The following is a 16,167-nucleotide window of genomic DNA, read 5'->3' on the forward strand; positions in this document are numbered from 1 at the left end:
CGGGGGGGGGGGAGGGGGGGGGGGGGGGTTTAGGGGGGGGGGAAGGGGGTGTCCCGGCTCTTTGTTTTTTTCTTTCCCAAAACAAAACCAAGACCCCCCCCCCCGGGTCCACGGACCGGGGCGGGCCACCATGGTCGAGCGCTACGTCACTTGCCGTAGTACGCGTTGTAGATCGAGATCGTCGACGTGTTGCCCTTCTTGTCGGTGATCTTGGCGCGCAGCGCGATGCCCTTGCCCTTGGCCGGGTTCTTCACACTGACCTTGCCGCTCTTGACGGAGACCTTCTTCCAGTTCTTGCCGTCGTCGTAACTGACGTACACGGAGAGCGACTTGAGCTGGGAGCCGGCCGCCGAGCCGGTGACGGAGACCGGGACGGACTGGGTCTTCTTGGCCGTGGCGCGGCTGTCCGAGCCGACCGCCGGGGTGAACCGCACGCCGGACGCCGGAAGCTGGGCGTAGTCGGCGGGCTTCTTCGAGCGGAACGTCCAGGTCGCGTCGATCCGCGTGGACGCCGCCGACACCCGGGCGCTGCGCTTCACCGACGTCGTCAGCTTGTACGCGGCGTCGCCCGACGGGACGGTGAACGCCTCGTCGCCGAAGAGCGGGTCCTTGTTCGAGCCGACCTTGGTGCCGTTGCGGTACAGCGTCGTGGCCACCGAGGTGAAGTCCGAGGAGCCCGCGTGCGTCTTGCCGTCGGCGAACAGCGGCACGTAGCCGTAGATGTCGTTGCCGTCGCGGAAGAGGCCGTACTCGCCGCCCACGCGCGGCGCGAAGACGGCCGTGTTGAACGTCTTCGCGTACTTCTTGCCCGCCTTGAAGGTCTGCGGGTTGCCGAGCGAGTAGGAGGCATCGGGGATCAGGTTGCCGTCCGCGTCCTTGCCCGCGAACTGCAGGAAGTCGTACGTCCACTGGACCTTGTCGGCCGTCGACAGGTACAGGGTGCGGGTGCCGGGCAGATTCTGCTCGACGGGGAGGCCGAAGACGAGGTCGTCGGCGAACACACCCACCGGCTGCAGGGCGCCGGTCTTCTTGGCGGTCGAGGCGCCCAGCGTGTTGGCCACCGTGGCGAGTTCGGACTTCTTGAAGTGCTTGGACTTGTCGCCCACGAGGTGCTTGACCTTGGCCGAGGTCGCGACGTCGTACTCGGCGCCGCTGCCCTTGCGCCACTGCCCGAACCAGGTCTGCGACAGGCCGCTCGACACGTCCGGGCCGAGGCCCGCCACGCGGATGTCCGCGAACGAGCCGAGTTGCAGCACGAGGCCGATCTCCGCCGGGTCGTACGCGTAGGCGATGCTCGCGCTGACCGGCTTCGCCGCCGCGTCCGGCACGGTGATGTCGGACTTCTTGGTCTTACGGGCGTCCAGGGTGAGGCTGATGTTCTTGGTGACGCTGAGCTTCGGCTGGACGAACCAGTCGACGCCGCCCTTGAACTCGGCGACGTCCTTCGCGAGCCACGCGTCCAGCAGGTAGTCACCGCGCGGCACGCGCAGCGTCACGGTGCCGGAGTCGCTCGGCTGCGCCGAGTAGACCTGGTCCTTGGCGAGGCCGGTGTACCCGATGAGGTCGCTCAGGTACGTCGACAGCGGCTTGCCGTCGCGTCCGAGGTGCTTGAGCGTCACGTCGTACGACTCGATCTCGCGCTGCACCGCGGCGGCCGTGCGCACGGTCTGTCCGTCGCCGGTCGCCGTGATGTACGCCGAGTAGGCGCCGTCGGCGGTGCCGCCGAGCCGGGTGTCGGCGCTCACGTCGGCCGAGGCGGTGCCGCCCGCCGGGACCGTCACCTCGGTCGAGCCGAGGGTGAAGAAGCCCGCGGGAGCCGGCTGCCCCTTGGGGCCCGTGCCCTGGATCGTGAGGTCGAGGGTGACGTCCTTCGTGCCGGTGTTGCGGTACGTGACCTGCTTGGTGACGGGCTTGTCGTCGGTGTGCGGCCACTGCGCGACGCCGAAGCTCACGGAGACCGGGTCGGCGAACACGGTCTGCTCGATGGCCTTGTCGACCTGGATCCGGCCGCTGCCCTGCTGGAACGGGGTGAGCCCCGCGGTGCCCTTGGCCGAGCCGACCAGGGCACCCTTGAGCTGGGTGTACGTCCAGTCGGGGTGCTGCTGCTTGAGGATCGCGGCGGCACCGGCGACGTGCGGCGTCGCCATCGACGTACCGGAGATGGTCAGGTAGCCGGCCGGCTTCTCGCCGACCTCCTGGGCGATGACGCTGCCCGGCGCTGCGGCGGCCGTGATGTCGACGCCCGGCGCGGTCACGTCCGGCTTGATGCCGCCGTCGCCGACGCGCGGCCCGGTGGACGAGAAGTCGGCGAGCTTGTCCTTGTCGTCGACGGCGCCGACGGTCAGCGCGGCGTCGGCGCTGCCGGGCGAACCGATGGAGTTGGGGCCCTCGTTGCCCGCCGCGATGGCGAACAGGATGCCCTTCTCCGCCGACAGCTTGTTGACCTCGGCCTCAAGGGGGTCGATCTCGGGGGTGTCGCCGCCGCCCAGGCTCAGGTTCACGATGTCGGCGCCCTGCGCGGCCGCCCACTCCATGCCGGCGAGGATGCCGGAGTCGTCGCCGAAGCCGTCGTTGTCGAGCACCTTGCCGTTGAGCAGCTTGGCGCCCGGGGCGACGCCCTTGTACTTGCCGCCCGACTTGGCGCCCGTACCGGCGGCGATGGACGCGACGTGGGTGCCGTGGCCGAAGTGGTCGGTGGCGTCGGGCGCGGTGGAGAAGTTCTTCGACTCGACGACCTGGTCCTTCAGGTCGGGGTGCGTGGCGTCGACGCCGGTGTCGAGCACGGCGATCTTGACGCCCTTGCCGTCGTATCCGGCGGCCCAGGCGGTGGGCGCGCCGATCTGCGGTACGGACTTGTCGAGGCTCGCCCGGCGGATGCCGTCGAGCCAGATGCGGCTGACGCCGGACGCGGTGGTGCCGTCCTGGTCGGTGACCGCGTCCCACAGCTTCACCGCGTCGGTCTTCGGTGTGGTGAGCGCGTCCGCGTTCAGCGCCTTGAGCGAGCGGCGCACGGTCGTGTCACCGGCGTCGCGCACCTCGGCCCGGGTGCCGGCCGCCGCGCCCTTGTAGCCGACGATGACCTTGAGGCCGTTCTTCTGCGCCTTCTTGTACGACGCCTTGGACAGCTCCGTGATGTCGAAGAGCCGCTGGTCGAGCTTGCCGGCGGCGATCAGGCGCTGTGCGTCGAGGGGCACCACATAGGTGTGTCCCCCGACGGTGCGGGTCTGCACGGGTATGTGCGTGCGCCCCGCGGCCGGCTCCACCCCGGCCGGCCTGCCCTTGGCGTCCACCGCGACCCGGTCGCCGGTGATGAGCGTGATGTGCGTCCTGGGCTTGAACTGCTGCCCCGCAGCGGCGTGCGCGGCGGCCGCGGGCGCGGAGTGCGCCGGCAGGGCGACGCCCGCCGTCACGGCGACGGCGGCGGCGCCCGCGACGAGCGCGGCCCGACGCGTCCGAGAATGTGGCTGTCTGTGCAACTTTCCCCCTGGGGACGGTATTTCACCGGCTGCCGGGGGTCGAAGAAGGAACCCCCTGCGCCTACAGATGGCTCAGGGGGTTCACAGGTTGCCTGACTTTCTTTACTTGGCCTTTTCGTTCTCGGTGACCTTGATCCTGCCCTTGCGGATCGTCGCGAGCCGCGGCGCCTTGCGGGCGATCGCCGAGTCGTGGGTGACCATGATGAAAGTGAGCCCGTGCTCCTTCCACTGGGTCTCCAGCACGTCCATGATCTCGTCGCGCATGGACTCGTCGAGGTTGCCCGTGGGCTCGTCGGCGAGGAGCACCTTGGGGTTCTTCACCAGCGCGCGGGCGATGGCGACGCGCTGCTGCTGACCGCCCGACATCTCGGACGGCAGGTGCGTCAGGCGCTCTCCGAGGCCGACGGACTTCAGCGCCTCGGCGGCCCGTTCGCGCCGCTCGGCGACCTTCAGTCCGAGCGGGACCAGCGCGGTCTCCACGTTCTCCTGCGCGGTGAGCGTCGGGATGAGGTTGAAGGACTGGAAGACGAATCCGATGGACTCGGCGCGGACCTTGGTGAGCCGGGCCTCGGGGAGCTTGGCCAGGTCGGTGCCGTCGAGTTCGACGCTGCCCGCGGTGGGCCGGTCGAGGCCGCCGAGCATCTGGAGCAGCGTCGACTTGCCGCCGCCGGTCGGCCCCTGGATGACGAGTCGGTCGCCGTCGCCGATGGTCAGGTCGACCCCGGCGAGCGCGTCGATGCGCTCCTTGCCGCGCTGGTACTGCTTGGTGACGCCTCTGAGCTGATACATGGTGCAACTCCTGCCGTACGTAAGGGTGGGTGACGCTGCCGTGCAGGGCTGCGGTGCTACTCGACGCGGCGCAGCGCGTCCGCCGGGCGAAGGCGCGAGGCCCGCCAGCCGCCGAACGCGCCGGCGATCAGACCGCCCGCGACGGCGAGGCCGACCGCGAGGGCGATGGTGGTGCTGGAGACCGGCGCGGTGAGCGCGATGTCGAGGGTCTTGCTCGCGGCCTGCCGCCCGCCGCCGGGGCCGCCGCCACCGGGGCCGCCCATGCCGCCACCGCCGAAGCCGCCGCCACCGCCGCCCCCGCCGGTCGAGCCGAGGGACGCGCTGAGGGTCGGGCTGATCGCGGTCACCACGTAGGCGCCGGCCAGGCCGACGGCGATGCCGAGGACACCGCCGATGAGCCCGTTGACGACGGCCTCACCGATGACCTGGCGGGTGACCCGGCCGGACTTCCAGCCGAGCGCCTTGAGCGTGCCGAACTCCCGCACCCGGCGCGAGACGGCCGAGGAGGTGAGCAGGCCCGCGACGAGGAACGCGGCGACGAGCACCGCGATGGACAGCCACTTGCCGACGTTCGAGGCGAGCGAGGAGGCCGTGGACAGCGAGCCGGAGACGGTCTTGGCGAGGTCCGCGGAGGTGGTGACCGTGGTCCCCGAGACGTTCTTGCTGATGGCCGACTTCACCGAGTCGATCTGCTGCGAGTCGGTCGCCTTGACGTAGACCGTCGTCACCTTGTTCTTCAGGTCGGCGACGGTCTGCGCCTGCTTCAGCGGGATGTAGAGGTTGGCGGACGAATCGCCGCTGTCGGCGGTCGAGATCCCGACGATCTTGAACTTGACCTTGTTGATGGTGACGGTGTCACCGAGGGCGAGCTTCTTCTCCTTGGCGTACGAGGCGTCGGCCACGGCCACCTTGGCGTCGGTCTCGGACGTCTTGAACGTCCGGCCCTTGCTGATCTTCGAGGTGGTCAGCGGGCCGAGGTTCTGCTTGGCGACGTCGGTGCCGTACACGGAGTAGGAGTTGACGCCGAAGTTGGCGCCGCCGCCCTCGACGCGGCCCTGCGGCGCGCCGGAGCCGCCGCCGTTCTGGCCGCCGGGGCCGCCCTGGCCCTGCTGGGTCTTGCTGGGGTCCTGCTTGAACTGGCCGCGGGTGAACTGGCCGCTGACCTTGGTCACTTGGAGGCTCAGCCCGCCGACGGTGTCGGCGACGCCCTGCTGCCCGGCGACCTTGGTGACCGTGGAGGAGGCGAGCGTCTGGAAGCCCTGCGCCATGACGCGGTCGGTGGACTGCTCCTTGTCCGAGCCGTTCTCGTTGGCGTCGAACTTGAAGTTCGGGCGCTGGTTGTCACCGGTCGCGGCGGGCGCCGCCTTGGTGACGGTCATGTCGGTCCCCAGGCCGTACAGGGACTGCAGGACCTTGTCCTGCGCCTTGTTCATGCCGGAGGACACCGAGCTGACCACGATGACGAGCGCGATACCCAGCGCCAGCCCGGAGGCGACGACCAGGGCCGCTTTTCTGCGGCGGCGCAATTCACGCCTGAGGTAGGTGAAGAACATCGAAGCCTCGCCCGATGACAGCCCCGACGAGGGGCGCTGACAGGAATGAGCGGGAGCCGCGCCGTCGGTAGGACGACCCGGCTCCCGCTGCGGCGAAACCGTATTGAGCGGCTGTAAGGGTTCTGTGAGGCCCGCATGAGAACCACATGAGACCCGCAGAAACAGGACCCACCAGCCCCCATCAAGCCCCTCCGGCGGCACCCATCAAGCCCCTCCGGCGATTGAGGAGCGGGGTCCGGGGCAGAGCCCCGCAACCCGCACGCCGACTAGGCCGCGCCCACGTTCTCAGAGACGGAGATCCGCCCCTTACGGATGGTGGCCAACCGAGGCGCGGCCTTGGCCAGCGCCGAATCATGGGTGACCATGATGAACGTCAGGTTGTGCTCCCGCCAGAGCCCTTCGAGTACATCCATGATCTCGTCGCGCATGGACTCGTCGAGGTTCCCCGTGGGCTCGTCCGCAAGGAGCACCTTCGGGTTCTTCACCAGCGCCCGCGCGATGGCGACCCGCTGCTGCTGCCCACCGGACATCTCGGACGGCAGATGGGTCAACCGCTCCCCGAGCCCGACGGACTTGAGCGCCTCGGCGGCCCGCTCCCGCCGCTCGGCGACCTTCAGCCCCAGCGGGACCAGCGCGGTCTCCACGTTCTCCTGAGCGGTCAGCGTCGGAATGAGGTTGAAGGACTGGAAGACGAACCCGATGGACTCGGCGCGGACCTTGGTCAGCTTCGCCTCGGAGAGCTTGGCCAGGTCGACGCCGTCGAGTTCGACGCTGCCCGCGGTGGGCCGGTCGAGGCCGCCGAGCATCTGGAGCAGCGTCGACTTGCCGCCGCCGGTCGGACCCTGGATGACGAGCCGGCCGCCGTCCTCCACGGTGAGGTCGACACCGCGCAGGGCGTCGACGGTCTCTTTGCCGCGCTTGTACTGCTTGGTCACGCCGCGCAGTTCGTACATGGTGAACTCCTGTCGGGGGAAGGGGCGGTGGGCTACTCGACGCGGCGCAGCGCGTCCGCGGGGCGAAGGCGCGAGGCCCGCCAGCCGCCGAACGCGCCGGCGATCAGGCCGCCGCCGATGGCCAGGACCGCGGCGAGCGCGATCGTGGAGAGGCTGACCGGCGCGGAGAGCGCGACGTCGATGGTGCTGGCGGCCGACGAGCCGCCGCCGGGCCCACCGCCCATACCGCCACCACCGCCACCGGGACCGCCCATGCCGCCGCCGCCACCGCCGCCGGTGGAGCCGAGGGACGCGGTCAGGGTCGGGCTGAAGGCCGTGACCGCGTACGCGGCGACGAGGCCGAGGGCGATGCCGAGGACACCGCCGATGAGCCCGTTGACGATCGCCTCACCGGCGACCTGCCGGGTCACCCGGCCCGACTTCCAGCCGAGCGCCTTGAGCGTGCCGAACTCCCGCACCCGGCGCGAGACCGCGGACGAAGTGAGCAGCGCGGCGACGACCACGGCCGCGGCGAGCACCACGACGGACAGCCACTTGCCCACGCTGGAGGCGAGGTCGGAGGCGGTCGACAGCGAACCCGAGACGGTGTCGGCGAGGTCGGAGGAGGTGGTGACGGTGGTCCCCGAGATGTTCTTCTTGATCGTCGCCTTGACGGTGTCGATCTGCTGGGAGTCGGTGGCCTTCACGTAGATGGTGGAGACCTTGTTCTTGGCGTCGGCGAGCGTCTGCGCCTGCTTCAGCGGCAGGTACACGTCCCCGGTGGAGTCGCTGCTCCCGGCCTGCGCGATGCCGATGATCTTGTACTTCACCTTGTTGACGGTGAGGGTGCCGCCGACGGCCTTGGAGTTCTCCTTGGCGTACGACTTCGACAGGACGGCCACCTTGGCGTTCGTCTCGGCCGCCTTGAACGTGCGTCCCTTGGTGATCTCCATCGTGGAGAGCGGTCCGAGCCCTTGGTGCGCGACGTCGATGCCGTACACGGAGTACGAGTTGACGTCGAAGTTGGCGCCGCCGCCCTGCACACCGCCCTCGCCGCCGCCCTGCTGGCCGCCGCCACCGGGGCCGCCCTCGGCGGAGCCGGAGCCGCTGTTCTGGGTGGCCTGGCCCTGGGTGAACTGGCCGGAGACCTTCATGACGCTGAGGGTCAGCGCGCCGGTCGCCGAGTCGACGCCCTTCTGTTCGGCGACCTCGCCGATCAGCAACGACTTGAGGGTCTGGCCGCCGGACGTCATGACGCGGTCGGTCGACTGCGTCGAGTCGTCGTCACCCTTGGCGTCGAACTTGAAGTTGGGGCGGTCTCCCCCGGACTTCGACGGCGCCTCGGCCGCCTTGGTCACCGTCATGTCGGTGCCGAGCCCGTAGAGCGATTCGAGAACCTTGCTCTGGGCCTGCTTCATCCCGGCCGAGACCGACGTGACCGTGATGACCAGCGCGATGCCGAGCGCGAGCCCGGAGGCGACGACGAGCGCCGCCTTCCGGCGCCGCCTCAATTCACGCCTGAGGTAGGTGAGGAACATGGACCGGACAGTAAGGACGCTGCTTGGCAGTGAGCTGTGAGCTGCATGCGGTCTTCATAAGTGCCGGATAAAAACACCATGAATACGCTGAACCCCGGTACACGGGGTGTACCGGGGTTCACACGACAGAAGCCGTGGCTCAGGTGAAAGGAGCCGTGGCTCAGGCGGCGGAGCCGGCCTTCCAGTCCGCCCAGCTCAGGTTCCAGCCGTTGAGGCCGTTGTCCGGCTGGACCGTCTTGTCGCCGGTGTTCTTGATGACGACGACGTCGCCGACCATCGAGTTGTCGTAGAACCAGGCGCCCGGGGTGCTGGAGTCGTTGGCCCCCTTGGCGTCGGAGAGGCCGACACAGCCGTGGCTGGTGTTCACCGAGCCGAAGATGGACTTGGCGCCCCAGTAGTTGCCGTGGATGAAGGTGCCGGAGTTCGACAGACGCATCGCGTGCGGCACGTCCTTGATGTCGTACTCGCCCTTGCCGTCGTCGTCCGTGAAGCCGACCGTCGCGCCGTTCATCCGGGTCTCCTTGAACTTCTCGGAGATCACCATCTGGCCCTGGTACGTCTTGTTCTCCGGCGAGCCGGCGGAGATCGGGATGGTCTTGACGACCTTGCCGTCACGGGTGACGGTCATCTGCTTCGTCTTGGCGTCGACCGTGGAGACCTGGTTGCGCCCGACCTTGAAGGTGACCGTCTTCTGCTGCACACCGGTCACGCCGCTCGCGCCCTCGACACCGTCGAGGTCGAGCTTCAGGGTGACGGTGGAGCCGCCCTTCCAGTAGGCCTCGGGGCGGAAGTCCAGGCGGTTGGGGCTGAACCAGTGCCCGACGACCTCCTGGCCGCTGCTGGACGACACGGTGATGTGGGACTGCACATCGGCCTTGTTCGTGATCGCCTTGTCGAAGTTGATCGACACGGGCATGCCGACGCCGACGGTCGAACCGTCCTCCGGCGTGAAGTTGCCGATGAAGCTGTTGGCCTGCGAGACCGTCGTGAACTGCGAGTTCTCGTGCGCGGCGCGACCGTCGGAGTCCTTCGCCACAGCGGCGATCTTGTACGTGGTGGCGCGCTCGAGCTGGTTGGTGGGCTTCCAGGTCTTCTTGTCCGCGGCTATCTGACCGGCGACCGCGGTCCCGTCGGCCGTGGTCATCGTGACCTCGGAGAGCGTGCCCTTGGTCACGGAGACCTTCGCGGCGTTGTTGATGCTCGCGTTGTCGGAGCCGTCCTTCGGCGCGATCTTGATGTCGGCCTCGGACGTCTTCTTCGCCGCGGCCTCGTCGGCCTGCTCCTGCGACTTCTTGCCGCTGCCCGACGAGGCGCTGCCGCCGTCGTCACCACTGCTGCACGCAGAGAGCACCAGAACACCGCCGAGCAGGGCGGACGCGGCCATCAGACCCTTGCGCCGCTTACCGTCCGTCATCACACGCTTCTCCATAGTCGCCGATTTCCCGGATCTCCCGGAGGTTCCCGACACAGATCTCGGAGAACACAGGGGTTCCCCTTACCCATACATAACGCAGTGACCGCTTCAGGCCGTTCCCGAACGGCCCCGATGTGGGGGACACCACGTAGAAAAAGGGGTGACCACCGATGCACCCGTGGTAACGGCAGCCCCTCGATCCCCGTCACGAACGGCGAAACCCCGGGGCGGCGGCCGCCGCCCCGGGGTTTCCGTCGCACGAGCCGCTACACGTCTTCTTCGCCGTCCTGGCCGCCATCATCCTCGTCGAGATCCCAATCCGGCGAATCGGGGTCGTAGTCGACCTGTTCGCTGGACCAGGAGGCCTGCACGAGTTCGGCGCCCGGCACGTCGCCGACCAGGTCGAACGGGTCCACGAGGTACGCGACGGCCTCCGCCTCGTCCTCCTGCACCGCGCTCTCCGCGTGCTCCCGCTCCCGCTCCGGCAGCTGCTCGTCCTCGGCGATCCGCTGGAGGGCGCCGCCGGTCAGCGCCTCCCCGTCGACGACCTCCAGGACCAATTCCACCTTCAGGCGAACAAAGCGTGACGTCTCATCAGTACTCATGAGGCGGAGCGTACGGCCCGCGACCCCCGTGACTTTCCCGTGACCCGCCCCTGTCACTAGGATCGGTCCACACGGCCAATTCGCCAGCGCCACAAGGGGGATCGCTTCCGTGTCCGCCACACGCCGATCACTGTTCACCGCCACCGCCGCCGGGACCCTCCTGGCCGCCCTGTGGTTCGTCCCCAGCGCCACCGCGAACCCGGGGCACACCTCCACCGCCGACCAGCAGCGCACCGCCGCCACGGTCGACACCCAGTCCGACAGCCAACTCCACCTGGCCGACACAGGAACGGTGGACACCACCCCCTACGTCGTAGGCGGCTCAGTCTTCCTGGGCCTGGGCGTAGCCTTCGTCGCCTACTCGGTCCGCAGGGAGCGCACGGTCGAGTAGGGGCGCCCCGCAAGGGGCGCGGGGAACTGCGCGACCAGCCACAGTCCACCCGCACCCGCGAACGAAACAGCCCACGGCAGACGCGTGGGCGCGAACGCCCTAGGCCAGCGCCCCGGTCACCCCTTCAACGGCTCCCACGAGCGCCCCACTTCGCACAAACGCATCGGCAGCAGCAAGATCAGGCGCCAGGAACCGATCCGGCCCGGGCCCCTGAACCCCCGCCTCCCGAGCGGCAGCGATCACCGCGCGGGACGCCGGCGCAGGGCTCAACCCCTCCCGCAGCTCGATACCCCGCGTGGCCGCGTACAGCTCCACGGCGACGACCCGCGCCAGATTGTCGACAGCGGTCCGCAGCTTGCGCGCCGCCGACCACCCCATGGACACATGGTCCTCCTGCATCGCGGAGGACGGGATCGAGTCCGCCGACGCCGGCACGGCGAGCCGCTTCAGCTCGCTCACCAGCGCGGCCTGCGTGTACTGCGCGATCATGAGCCCCGAGTCGACCCCGGCGTCGTCCGCGAGGAACGGCGGCAGCCCGTGCGAGCGGTTCTTGTCGAGCAGCCGGTCGGTGCGCCGCTCGGCGATGGAGCCCAGGTCGGCGGCGGCGATGGCGAGGAAGTCGAGGACGTAGGCCACCGGCGCACCGTGGAAGTTGCCGTTGGACTCCACGCGCCCGTCGGGCAGCACCACGGGGTTGTCGACGGCGGCGGCCAGCTCCCGCTCGGCGACGAGCCGTGCGTGCGCCATGGTGTCCCGCCCGGCCCCGGCGACCTGCGGAGCGCACCGCACGGAGTACGCGTCCTGCACGCGCGGCGCGTCGTCCTGGTGGTGACCGGTGAGCTCGGAGCCCTTCAGCACGGCCAGCATGTTGGCGGCGGACGCGGCCTGCCCGGGGTGCGGACGGATGGCGTGCAGCTCGGGGGCGAGGACCTTGTCCGTCCCCAGCAGCGCCTCCATCGACAGCGCGGCCGTGATGTCGGCGGACTTGTAGAGGGTGTCGAGGTCGTCGAGGGCCATGACGAGCATGCCGAGCATGCCGTCGGTCCCGTTGAGGAGCGCGAGCCCCTCCTTCTCGCGCAGCTCGACCGGCGCGATGCCGTGCTCGGCGAGCAGCTCGCCCGCGGGCCGGACGACCCCGTCCGGGCCCTCGGCGTCCCCCTCGCCCATGAGGGCGAGCGCGCAGTGGCTGAGCGGGGCGAGGTCGCCGGAGCAGCCCAGGGAGCCGAACTCGTGCACGACCGGGGTGATCCCGGCGTTGAGCACGTCCGCCATGGTCTGGGCGACCTCGGGCCGCACGCCCGTACGCCCGGAGCAGACGGTCTTCAGGCGCAGGAACATCAGGGCGCGCACCACTTCGCGCTCCACGCGCGGCCCCATCCCGGCGGCGTGCGAGCGCACGATGTTGCGCTGGAGCTGGGCGCGCAGCTCGGGGCTGATGTGCCGGGTGGCGAGGGCGCCGAACCCGGTGGAGACGCCGTAGACCGGCTCGGGCTTCGCGGCGAGCGCGTCGACGATCTCGCGGGCCGCGGCGAGCGCCTCGACGGCCTCGGCGGAGAGTTCGATCCGGGCGTCACGGCGCGCGACGGCGACGACATCGGCAGCGGTGACCCCGGTCGCCCCGACCACCACAGTGTGCATATCCATATTCAGGAGCGTACGCAGTGAATCTCTGGATGTCACGACCGAGTTCCGGGAAAGACCCTTACTGATCGCTCACTGATCGAGACCCCGGATCCGGCGCCGCTCCCGGTCGGCGGTGACCGGCGGCGGCGCGTCGGCGAGCCGGACGACCGGATCGTCGAGGCCGCCGTCCCGCCCGGCGACCACCGGCCGCGCGGCCCGCGCCGCCTTGGCCTTGTACTGGGCGGCGTCCGCGAGCCGGAACAGCCGGCGCGCGCTCCTGACCTCACCGATCGGGTCGCCGGTCGAGGCGATGCCGACCGCGACCCCCTCGCCCAGCTCCAGCTCCGCCGCCCGCGAGCAGACCTCGTCCCCGACCCGCACCACCTCGTCGGCGGACGGGCCGACGGCCAGCAGGCAGAACTCGTCGCCGCCGAGCCGGGCCACGAGCGCGCCGGGGAGCATCGCCCCGCACAGCGAGAGGACGGACCCGAACCGTTCGAGGAGCCGGTCCCCGATCGCGTGCCCGAGGGTGTCGTTGACCCGCTTGAGCCCGTTCAGATCGCAGACGACCAGGCTGACCACGGCGCCCTCCACACGGTGCCGCTCCACCGCCTGGTCGAGGCGTATGTCGACGGCCCGCCGGTTCGCGAGGCCGGTCAGCGCGTCCGTGAAGGCCAGACGCCGCGCCTCCTCCAGGCGCTCGGTCTGCGCGAGCCCGGCGGCCACCACGGAGGCCAGTACGGTCGCGAGATCGGCGTCCGCGGGCACGAAGGCGGGCACGCCGGGCGGCCGTGCGACATACAGCTCGCCCCACGCCCGCCCGTGCAGCACGACCGGCGCGACGACACAGCTCCCGCGCCCCCGGCGGCGCAGCGCGGCCACCCGCTGATGGCAGTACCCGGCGCGCTCGACCGGCCCCGCGGCGGTCTCCACCCACGCGTCGGGCTCGCCGCCGCCGGCCCACCGCTCGTGCAGGAACTCGGTGATCTCCGGGAACTGGTGCACCGGATAGGTCTCCCCCTCGGGGAACTCCTCCTCACCGGCCGCCCGCTCCCCCACATTGACGAGGACCCGCAGCTGCCCGCGCTCGCGCTCCCACACCGACAGCGCCGCGAAGTTCCCCGACAGCGCGTGGCAGGCACCGAGCGCGGCCGCCCGCCAGGACTCCCGCGGGGACTGCGCGGCCGCCATGCCCTGCGCGAGCATCACGACGGCCCGCAGCCGGACATCCTCTCCCATTGCTCCAGGTTAGGTACATTCCTGGCATTACGGTGAATTGTGTACGTCCGATCAAGGGGTGCGGCGCCCCTGAGGCGAGCGAAGCTCGCCCCCAGGGGCGCGGGGCTGTGTCCATCAGCGGCTCCGCCGCGGGGCGCGAGAAGAGGCCACCGCCGCTGGGGCTAGCGAAGCTCGCACTCAGGGGCGCGGGGAACTGCGCGAGAAGCGGCCACCGGCCCGCAGCCGAGGACGGACCTCAGACCCCGGGCCACCTGGGCGCCCGCTTTTCATTGAACGCGGCGACCCCCTCGGCCCGGTCCCCCGAGAACGCCACAGACCGCCACGCCGCATCCTCCACCTCAAGCCCGGCCCGCAGATCGAGCCCGTGCCCGACCCGCAACGCCCGCTTGGCGGCCCGCAGCCCGACGGGCGAATTGGCGGCGATCCGCGCGGCCAGCGCAAGCGCCTCGTCCCGGTCCTGCCCGGCGCCCACGACCTGGTCCACGAGCCCGAGATCCGCGGCCTCGGCGGCCTCGACCCGGCGCGCGGAGAAGATCAGCTCGGCGGCGCGCGCGGCCCCGACCCGGCGCGGCAGCAGCTGCGTACCGCCACCGCCGGGAATCACCCCGACGGACACCTCCGGCAGCCCGACCACGGCCGTGGCGTCGGCCACGATCAGATCGCAGGCGAGCGCCAGCTCGAAGCCGCCGCCGAGCGCGAACCCGTGCACGGCCGCGATCGTGGGCATCGGCAGGTCCAGTACGCCCGTGTAGGCGGCCCGCGCGACGGGCCGCTGCCGCACCAGCTCGGCGTCCGAGAAGGAGTTGCGCTCCTTCAGGTCGGCGCCGACGCAGAAGGCCCGCTCGTGGCTGGACGTGACGACCACGACCCGTACGGCGTCGTCGCCGCCCAGCGCCTCGCAGGCGGCACCGATGGACCGGGCCATGTCACTGGACACGGCGTTCATGGCCTTGGGCCGGTCGAGCGTCAACTCGGCGACGGTGCCGCCCTCGTGCCGCGTGACGCCGACGAACTCCCCGAACCGCTGCTGCTCATCACCCATGACCGACCCGCACCTCCGGTTAACTGACGTTAACCGGAGGGTGTCAGCTGCGCCGGGTCAGCGTCCAGGGCTCCACGACACCCAGACCACGTACGGGCCGCTGCCACATGGGCTGGAGCGCGAACCGGTAGGACGGCGGGTCCTGGCCGTCCTGCTCGGCCTTCTGCGCCTCGACGGCGGCCTCGGCCTCGGACGTCGGCGCGTCGCCGGTGCGGATCAGTTCCTCGGCGAAGGCGCCGTCCACCAGCACGTTGTCCCGGGGCGCTATCGAGGTGAGCCGGCTCGCGAGGTTCACGGTGGTCCCGAAGACATCGCCCATCCGGGTCGTCACGGTCCCGAACGCCATGCCGACGCGCAGCTCGGGCATGGTCTCGTCGTTGCTCATCGTCTCGATGAGCCGCAGCGCGATCTCCCCGGCGATCCCGGCGTCGTCGGCGGCGAACAGCACCTCGTCGCCGAGTGTCTTGATGAGCCGTCCGCCGTGCGCGGCGACCAGGTCGGCGGCCGTGGTCTCGAAGGCCTCGACGAGTTCGCCGAGCTCCTCCTCCTCCATGCGCCGGGTCAGCCGCGTGAACCCGACCAGGTCGGCGAAGCCCACGGCGAGCCGCCGGTCCACCATCTCCTCGTCGTCCCCGGCCTGGACGACCCTCCCGGTCGCCGCGGCGAGCTGCCGCCGCCACACGTAGACGAGGAACTCCTCCAGCTCGGGCAGGAGCAGCTCCATCAGCGGATACGTGACCTCGGTACGGGTCATGCCCGGCTCGGGCGGTTCGGTGAGCCCTTCCAGGAACGAATCGATCTGCCACTCGGCGAGCCGCGCGGTGGTCTGTCCCGTGGACCGGGCGACCTGCACCGCCATGGCCTCACTCAGCAGTCCCGCCTCGACGAGACCGGCGAGCCGGCGCAGCGCGAGGACATCGGCCTCGGTCAGCGCCTTGGCCTGGCCGATGTCGGCGAAGCCCATGGCCCGCCAGAAGCGTGAGGCCAGCTCCATGGAGACGCCCGCGCTGCGGGCCGCCTGGAACGGGGTGTAGCGGCGCTCGGCGCCGAGGATGAGCCCTTCGAGCCGCAGAGCGAGGGGATCCTCTGTGTTTTCCTCGGCCCCTTCCGACTTCTCGGGGTCGCCTTGGCCACCCGTGCCGGAGCCCGAGTCGTCGACGGTCACGCCTGCTGCCCTTCCGATCTGCCGCGGTCAGGTATCGACCGGGCTCAACTCTACGGCAGCCCTTGTGCCCCAGGTCACTCCGTGCGGAACGGGTCCCGGGGTGTTTCTCAGCGCGGGCCGCCCGGGCCGCTCGGGGCACACACTTCGTCCGCGGCTCCGGTGGGGGCCGGTCGCGCAGTTCCCCGCGCCCCTGGGCAGTTCTTCACGCGCGGGCCGGTGGCCGCTTCTCGCGCAGTTCCCCGCGCCCCTGGAGCGTGCGCTGCGCGCTGCTCTTCCTCGTGGCCGGGTGCGGGTCTCGTCGTGGCTGGTCGCGCAGTTCCCCGCGCCCCTGAGGCATGCGCTGCGCGCAGCCTCCCGATGAGATGGCGCACGAAGTGCGCATCTCAGGGGCGCGGGGAAC

General features: G+C 70.6%; 13 protein-coding genes. 1 reads left to right on the forward strand and 12 read right to left on the reverse strand.

The features are described from left to right. Positions 1 to 146: 146 nt before the first annotated feature. The 7 genes from ACFVDP_RS41980 to ACFVDP_RS42010 form a co-directional block, all read right to left on the reverse strand. Positions 147 to 3,476: a S8 family serine peptidase gene (locus ACFVDP_RS41980; protein ID WP_383502547.1), complete on the reverse strand. Its 3,330-nt coding sequence runs from the start codon at positions 3,474 to 3,476 to the stop codon at positions 147 to 149. A gap of 102 nt (positions 3,477 to 3,578) precedes the next feature. Further along, positions 3,579 to 4,265, reverse strand: coding sequence for an ABC transporter ATP-binding protein (locus tag ACFVDP_RS41985; protein ID WP_383502550.1), 687 nt, complete (start codon positions 4,263 to 4,265; stop codon positions 3,579 to 3,581). Between the two features lie 56 nt (positions 4,266 to 4,321). Beyond that, positions 4,322 to 5,818: an ABC transporter permease gene (locus ACFVDP_RS41990; RefSeq protein WP_383502553.1), complete on the reverse strand. Its 1,497-nt coding sequence runs from the start codon at positions 5,816 to 5,818 to the stop codon at positions 4,322 to 4,324. A 266-nt stretch (positions 5,819 to 6,084) separates the two neighbouring features. Then, positions 6,085 to 6,771, reverse strand: coding sequence for an ABC transporter ATP-binding protein (locus ACFVDP_RS41995; RefSeq protein ID WP_383502556.1), 687 nt, complete (start codon positions 6,769 to 6,771; stop codon positions 6,085 to 6,087). 32 nt (positions 6,772 to 6,803) lie between these two features. Then, positions 6,804 to 8,288 (reverse strand): ABC transporter permease, encoded by a 1,485-nt coding sequence (locus ACFVDP_RS42000; protein ID WP_383502559.1) that lies wholly within the window; start codon positions 8,286 to 8,288, stop codon positions 6,804 to 6,806. Between the two features lie 160 nt (positions 8,289 to 8,448). After that, positions 8,449 to 9,717: an Ig-like domain-containing protein gene (locus tag ACFVDP_RS42005; protein WP_383502562.1), complete on the reverse strand. Its 1,269-nt coding sequence runs from the start codon at positions 9,715 to 9,717 to the stop codon at positions 8,449 to 8,451. A gap of 251 nt (positions 9,718 to 9,968) precedes the next feature. After that, positions 9,969 to 10,307: a hypothetical protein gene (locus ACFVDP_RS42010; RefSeq protein ID WP_383502565.1), complete on the reverse strand. Its 339-nt coding sequence runs from the start codon at positions 10,305 to 10,307 to the stop codon at positions 9,969 to 9,971. A gap of 109 nt (positions 10,308 to 10,416) precedes the next feature. On the opposite strand from ACFVDP_RS42010, the gene ACFVDP_RS42015 reads away from it, so the two are divergent. Then, on the forward strand, positions 10,417 to 10,698 hold the full coding sequence (locus tag ACFVDP_RS42015) for a hypothetical protein (protein WP_383502570.1): 282 nt from the start codon (positions 10,417 to 10,419) through the stop codon (positions 10,696 to 10,698). Between the two features lie 99 nt (positions 10,699 to 10,797). On the opposite strand, the gene hutH is transcribed toward ACFVDP_RS42015, so the two are convergent. The 5 genes from hutH to ACFVDP_RS42040 all read right to left on the reverse strand — a co-directional run. Next, on the reverse strand, positions 10,798 to 12,336 hold the full coding sequence (hutH, locus tag ACFVDP_RS42020) for a histidine ammonia-lyase (protein WP_383502591.1): 1,539 nt from the start codon (positions 12,334 to 12,336) through the stop codon (positions 10,798 to 10,800). Positions 12,337 to 12,411: 75 nt separating this feature from the next. Beyond that, positions 12,412 to 13,560 (reverse strand): diguanylate cyclase domain-containing protein, encoded by a 1,149-nt coding sequence (locus tag ACFVDP_RS42025; protein WP_383502573.1) that lies wholly within the window; start codon positions 13,558 to 13,560, stop codon positions 12,412 to 12,414. Positions 13,561 to 13,795: 235 nt separating this feature from the next. Further along, the gene (locus ACFVDP_RS42030) at positions 13,796 to 14,602 is read right to left on the reverse strand and encodes an enoyl-CoA hydratase/isomerase family protein (protein ID WP_383502576.1); all 807 of its coding nucleotides are present in this window, start codon (positions 14,600 to 14,602) and stop codon (positions 13,796 to 13,798) included. Between the two features lie 43 nt (positions 14,603 to 14,645). After that, the gene (locus ACFVDP_RS42035; RefSeq protein ID WP_383502579.1) at positions 14,646 to 15,767 is read right to left on the reverse strand and encodes an adenylate/guanylate cyclase domain-containing protein; all 1,122 of its coding nucleotides are present in this window, start codon (positions 15,765 to 15,767) and stop codon (positions 14,646 to 14,648) included. Between the two features lie 202 nt (positions 15,768 to 15,969). Beyond that, positions 15,970 to 16,167 (reverse strand): hypothetical protein (locus ACFVDP_RS42040; protein WP_383502582.1); only part of this gene is annotated, 198 nt, incomplete at its 5' end.

It is taken from the genome of Streptomyces sp. NPDC057694, from assembly GCF_042799415.1.
Lineage (GTDB): Bacteria > Actinomycetota > Actinomycetes > Streptomycetales > Streptomycetaceae > Streptomyces.

What these genes read in the sequence shown, in the direction of transcription:
- ACFVDP_RS41985 (WP_383502550.1), bottom strand. Translation starts at nt 4,265, where the DNA reads ATGTATCAGCTCAGAGGCGTCACCAAGCAGTACCAGCGCGGCAAGGAG.
- ACFVDP_RS41990 (WP_383502553.1), bottom strand. Translation starts at nt 5,818, where the DNA reads ATGTTCTTCACCTACCTCAGGCGTGAATTGCGCCGCCGCAGAAAAGCG.
- ACFVDP_RS41995 (WP_383502556.1), bottom strand. Translation starts at nt 6,771, where the DNA reads ATGTACGAACTGCGCGGCGTGACCAAGCAGTACAAGCGCGGCAAAGAG.
- ACFVDP_RS42000 (WP_383502559.1), bottom strand. Translation starts at nt 8,288, where the DNA reads ATGTTCCTCACCTACCTCAGGCGTGAATTGAGGCGGCGCCGGAAGGCG.
- ACFVDP_RS42005 (WP_383502562.1), bottom strand. Translation starts at nt 9,717, where the DNA reads ATGGAGAAGCGTGTGATGACGGACGGTAAGCGGCGCAAGGGTCTGATG.
- ACFVDP_RS42010 (WP_383502565.1), bottom strand. Translation starts at nt 10,307, where the DNA reads ATGAGTACTGATGAGACGTCACGCTTTGTTCGCCTGAAGGTGGAATTG.
- hutH (WP_383502591.1), bottom strand. Translation starts at nt 12,336, where the DNA reads ATGCACACTGTGGTGGTCGGGGCGACCGGGGTCACCGCTGCCGATGTC.
- ACFVDP_RS42025 (WP_383502573.1), bottom strand. Translation starts at nt 13,560, where the DNA reads ATGGGAGAGGATGTCCGGCTGCGGGCCGTCGTGATGCTCGCGCAGGGC.
- ACFVDP_RS42030 (WP_383502576.1), bottom strand. Translation starts at nt 14,602, where the DNA reads ATGGGTGATGAGCAGCAGCGGTTCGGGGAGTTCGTCGGCGTCACGCGG.